Genomic DNA, 5,513 nt, shown 5'->3' with positions numbered 1-5,513 from the left:
GGATGGTGCCCGATCGACGGTGTACCGAAGGGGCAGAGGGAGTCGGTGGCAAGAGGCCCGCGATGGCTTGCCTGACCCGCGGGGCCGGCGAGTCATTACGCTGGCCGCTCACGCTGCCGAACCCGGGGTTTTCTACGCCGCTGTTCAGGAGGGCGGCCTCTACCGCTCAGCGGATGCCGGCCGGTCCTGGGAGCGGTTCGAGGTCGAGTGGCCCGATGGATACCGCTACCAGCATGTGCACGGGCTCGCTGCTGTCGAGATCGGATGACCGAATCCCTTACGGGTGGGCTCGCGCGCCGGCGAGCCAACGGATCACGCGTTCAGGGGTAACAGGCAGATCGTCGACCGGCCTGCCCAGCGCATCGCTTGCGGCGTTGGCGATGCACGCCGGCGCCCCGATGGTAGCCGACTCTCCCATGCCTTTGAATCCCCCCTCCGTGTTGGGCGAAGGCGTTTCGAGGTGGACCAGGTGGACGTGAGGGGTGTCCGTGGAGGCGGGGAGCAGGTAGTCCATTAACGTCGTCGTCAACGGTTGCCCGTCCGCATCGTACCGGAAATCCTCATAGAGCGTTTCCCCTATCCCCTGTGCGAGACCCCCGTGGGTCTGGCCCTCGGCGATCAGCGGATTGACAATGGGCCCGCAGTCCTCGGCGATCACATACCGCATCACGGCCAGTTGGCCGGTCCGCCGGTCCACCTCGACCATCGCCACGTGGACCCCGTTGGAGAACGCCGGCGAAGGTGGATGATACGAAACGGTCGCCTCGAGCCCAGGGTTCGACGACTCGGGGAGCCGCGCTGCGAGCGGCGCATGGGCGGCTCGAGCGATGTCCTCCCACGTCAGCGCTCGCGATGGCGCCCCTTTGACGAAAAACCGGCCGTTCGCGGACACCACATCGTCTGGGGACGCCTCGAGGAGATGCGCCGCGATCGACACGGCCCTCGCCCTGATCAGGGCGGCGGCCCGCACGAGCGCGCCGCCGCCGGCGACGATCGCCCGGCTGCCGAAGGTTCCGCTTCCGGGCGGCGCCAGGTCTGTATCCGGCCGAGCGACGTGAATGGCGTACGGGTCCAGCCCGAGCACGCGCGCAACCAGTTGGGCGAAGACTGTCTCGTGTCCCTGTCCCTGTGATGGACACGACACATGCGCCCGCACGCCGCCTTTCGCATCCACGGTGATCGTCGCGCCGTCAAATCCGGGGATCTCCGCCATGCCGCGCCGGGCGAACGTCTCCGGGCCCATGCCGGTATACTCGGTGAAGGCGCTGATGCCGATGCCCACCAGCCGGCCTTCGGCGCGGTACCGGGCCTGCTCCGCGCGCGCCTCGATGTAGTGGAACGCAGAGAGCGCAGCGTCCATGGTCGCCTGATAGTCTCCGCTGTCATACACGAGGCCGGAGGCCGACGTGTGCGGAAATTCCTCGGCCCGTACAAGATTGGCGCGCCGGGCGCCCGCCGGGTCGAGGCCGGCGGCTGCGGCGGCCTTGTCCATCAGGCGCTCCATCACAAAGACCCCCAGGCCCATGCCCACACCGCGATACGCGCCCGAGGGGCACTTGTTGGATGCGACCGCCATCGTCGTGTAGGTGTAGGCGGGCACGTGGTAGGGACCGGGCAAGATCTGCACGGTCCCCATCGGTTCGAGGATCGCCGTGACGGGGAAGACCGGGTACGCGCCGGTGTCGCACACGACGTGCGCCCGGATCCCCAACACGTGTCCTTCATGGTCCACGGCCATCGCCGCCTCTATGGTCTGCTCTCGGGCGTGGGTCGTCGTCAACAGGTTTTCACGCCGGTCTTCGGTCCACCTCACGGGCCGCCGGAGGCAACGGGCGACCGCGCAGGCGACGAGGTCCTCGGGGTAGAGGGTCATCTTCGGACCGAACCCGCCGCCGACGTCCGGGACGATCACCCGTACTCTCGACTCCGCCACGTCCAGGAATCGGGCCAGGCCCGTCCGGAGCACATGGGGAACCTGGGTCGAGGCCCAGACCGTCAGGCGTTCCCCCGCGTCCCACTCAGCGATGATCCCGCGCCCCTCGAGCGGTGAGCCGGACAACCGCTGGTGGTGAAAGGTGCCGGTGACGATGATAGGCGCGTCGGCGAATGCTCCTTCAACGTTGCCGTGTATGTGCTCGCGGCGGAAGTATACGTTCCCGGGGACACCGTCGTGGATGCAGGGTGCTCCCGACTGCAGGGCGTGGCGTGCTGAGGGCACCATCGGGAGCGGAGCATACTGGACCTCCACCAGATCGCCGGCATCCTCCGCGAGATACCGGCCGCGCGCGGCGACGACGGCGACGGCCTCACCCACAAACCGGACGCGGTCCTGCGCGAGCGGAGGCCATCCCACGTTGCGGTAGCCTTCGCCTCGGAATTCAGCCAGGATCGAGGGGAGGCCGAGATCGGCCCCGGTCATGACGGCGACAACTCCCGGAATCGTTCGTGCTCGCGTTGTGTCTACGCGGACGACGACGGCATGCGCATGTGGGGACCGGACGAACGCGAGGTGGAGCGCGCCGGGCACGACGAGGTCATCGACGTACCGGCCCATGCCCCGGAGGAGGCGCGGGTCTTCCTTGCGCGTGAGCGGTTGGCCAACCGGGTCATCCGCGCGCGTGACCATGGGTTTGCGCACTTCGGATCAGCTCGAGGATACGATCGGGAGAGAGGGGGAGGGAGACGACCTCGACCCCCAAGGGACCGAGCGCATCTGAGACCGCGTTGGCGATTGCCGCACCGGCACCTGCCGTGCCGCCCTCCCCGGCGCCTTTGATACCGAGAGGATTGAGAGGTGTCGGCGTCTCCTCGAGGATTCGGATCGAGACGGTGTGGGGCATCTCGGCTGCGGTCGGCAGAAGATAATCCATGAACGTCGTGGCGAGCATCTGCCCCTCCGAATCATATATCATTTCCTCGAGGAGGGCGCCGCCGATCCCCTGAGCGAGTCCTCCCACGAGCTGGCCGTCGACGATCATGGGGTTGATGGCCTTGCCCACATCGTACGCGATCGCGTAGCCGAGAATGGTCACGTGTCCTGTCCCGGAGTCGACTTCGACGACGGCCACGTGGGTGCCGTACGGATAGGTCATCTCGGAGACCCGGAAGATCTGGGTGGCCGAGATACCCGGTTCGGTCGCAACCGATGCCGCGGCCAGTTCCGCAAACGTCACCCCGCGCGACGGGACGCCCCGCACGAAGATGCGGCGTCGTTCCATCACGAGGTCTTCCCGCGCCGCCTCCAATGTCCGCGTCGCACGGTCGAGGAGTTTGTCCTTGACGGCCCGCGAGGCCAGCAGTACCGCGCTTCCCCCGACAACAGCCCCCCGGCTGGCAAAGGTGCCCACGCCGACCGGTACCCGAGCCGTGTCCCCGTGGATGACGGTGATCTCTTCGACCGAGAGGTGGAGTTCTTCTGCACAGACCTGGGCGAGCGTCGTCTCCAACCCCTGGCCGAGCGACGCCAAGCCTGAATAGACAGTGATGCGGCCGGCTTTGTCGACCTCCACCCGGGCAATCTCCCAGGGGCCCAACCCAGCCTTCTCGACGACACAGGCAAGTCCGATCCCGATGTGCCGTCCCTGCGCGCGCGCGGACGCTTGGGACGCGCGCATGCGCGGATAGTCCACCGCCGCCAGCGCCGCGTCCAAGGATGACGCGTATGCCCCGGTATCGTACACCGTCTCGACGCCGAGTGCGGCCGTCCCGACTCGAAAGGGCATCTCCTGCGGTGGAATGAAATTGCGGCGCCGGATCTCGACCGGGTCAACCCCCACCGCCCGAGCCAGGAGATCCATCATCGATTCGCGGACAAACGTCCCCTCGTACCGGCCCGGAGCGCGGTAGGTCCCGGTGGGGGTCTTGGTGGTGAGGACACACGCGATCTCTGCGCGATAGTGCGGGATCCGGTATGGCCCGGGCAACAGGGCGCCGGTGAGCTCCGGCACCGTCACGCCGTGGGTCCGCACGTACGCTCCCATATCCACACAGATCCGATCGACGAGCGCAACGATGCGCCCATCTGTGGTTGCGCCGAGTTCAACGTCATGGATCTGCTCGCGTGAATGATTCGCCGCCACCATATGCTCCCGGCGGTCCTCGATCCATTTCACGGGCCGCCGCAGGCGGATCGCCACCCAGGGGATCAAGAAGTCTTCCGGGTAGAACTCCCCCCGAACGCCGAACCCCCCTCCGACGTCGGGCTCAATAAAACGGATCCGATCGGCCGGAATGCCGAGCAGATCGCTCAGCACGCGCCGGTTGAAGTGCGGAACTTTTGTGGGCCCCCAGACCGAGAGACGGCCTGACCCGGCGTCGTACGAGGCGATGATCCCTCGGGTCTCCAGCGGGACTCCCGAGTGGCGTTGGACGCCGAACCTGCGACGGATGCGGATCCCGGCCCTCGCGAGCGCCGCGTCGGGCTCACCCGTCCCCATCACCAGTCTGTCGGCAAGGTTGGTCGTGCCGCCCTCGTGGAGGAGAGCGGCATGTGGGGCCAGAGCCTGGTCCGTGTTCGCGACGGGCGGCAGTCGATGATACTCGACTTCGACAACGTCGGCGGCGTCCTCAGCCACGTACCGGTCGGTGGCCACCACCACGGTGACGGGTTCGCCGACATACCGGACCTGCCGGCGCGCCAGGGGAAACTGAAGAAATGGTCGCTGGCCGGGCCGGGGTCCGAGCCGGACGGGGATCGGCTGCGCGACATCCAGGTCGGCTGCGGTGGCGATGAAGATCACTCCGGGCATAGCTCGCGCCCGAGCGACGTTGATGCTGCCGATCTCGGCGTGCGCATGCGCGCTGCGGACCAGCGCGGCCTGCACTAATCCCGGCAGTCGCACGTCGTCGACGTAACATCCCCGGCCGGCGAGCAGCCGAGGGTCTTCCTTTCGCTTGACCGAAGCCCCGATGATCATCTCACATCCTCGTCGGCATCTCGCGCAGCGCGGGCGCCCGGAACACTTTCTCCGAGGTCCACGGATTCCTTCTCCACCAGCCCGTCAAGGAGGCCCCCGCGGAACGGCGAACCAGTCCCCGCGTGATGCACACGCCCCGGCCGGTCATTCTGGATTGCGATCCCGGACACGACGACGCGCTGGCGATTCTCCTCGCCGTCAGACATTTCGACGTGCTGGGGATCACTACCGTCGCGGGAAACGTGGACGTGGAACGGACCACGGTAAACGCGCGCCGGGTCGTGGATCTGGCGGGGCTCCGCGTGCCGGTCGCGCGCGGCTGCGCATCGCCGCTCATCGCCCCGCCCCGGCATGTCCCGGAGATCCATGGATCGAGCGGACTCGACGGGTATGACTTTCCGCCGCCGCGGGCGGCAATCGACCCACGACACGGGGTCGAGTTTCTCATTGAGACCGTCCGGGTCCGCGAAGGCGTCACCGTGATCGCCACCGGGCCCCTGACGAATCTTGCCGTGGCGCTGCGCCAGGCCCCCGACATCGCCCACCGCATCCGCGAGATCAGCATCATGGGCGGGTCAGTGACGTTGGGCAACAGCA

Annotated in this window: 4 protein-coding genes; 2 read left to right on the top strand and 2 right to left on the bottom strand. The window is 67.6% G+C overall.

Annotated features, from left to right (window positions below; translation table 11 throughout):
- Positions 1–268, top strand: a 268-nt coding sequence (locus VFP86_16710) for a glycosyl hydrolase (protein ID HET9001282.1), incomplete at its 5' end; no start/stop codon positions are given.
- A gap of 9 nt (positions 269–277) precedes the next feature.
- Here VFP86_16710 and VFP86_16705 read toward each other — a convergent pair.
- Positions 278–2,638: a xanthine dehydrogenase family protein molybdopterin-binding subunit gene (locus VFP86_16705; GenBank protein ID HET9001281.1), complete on the bottom strand. Its 2,361-nt coding sequence runs from the start codon at positions 2,636–2,638 to the stop codon at positions 278–280.
- Positions 2,607–4,916, bottom strand: a complete 2,310-nt coding sequence (locus VFP86_16700) for a xanthine dehydrogenase family protein molybdopterin-binding subunit (GenBank protein ID HET9001280.1) — start codon at positions 4,914–4,916, stop codon at positions 2,607–2,609. The genes VFP86_16705 and VFP86_16700 overlap by 32 nt, the downstream gene beginning before the upstream one ends.
- Positions 4,917–5,041: 125 nt before the next feature.
- On the opposite strand from VFP86_16700, the gene VFP86_16695 reads away from it, so the two are divergent.
- Positions 5,042–5,513: nucleoside hydrolase (locus VFP86_16695; GenBank protein HET9001279.1), on the top strand; the 472-nt coding region annotated here is incomplete at its 3' end.

It is taken from the genome of bacterium (genome assembly GCA_035703895.1).
Classification (GTDB): Bacteria; Sysuimicrobiota; Sysuimicrobiia; order Sysuimicrobiales; family Segetimicrobiaceae; genus Segetimicrobium.
This window is presented reverse-complemented; position numbering and strand designations above follow the sequence as displayed.

Excerpts from the sequence above, each read along its gene's own strand:
- VFP86_16700 (HET9001280.1), bottom strand. The coding sequence starts at position 4,916 with ATGATCATCGGGGCTTCGGTCAAGCGAAAGGAAGACCCTCGGCTGCTC.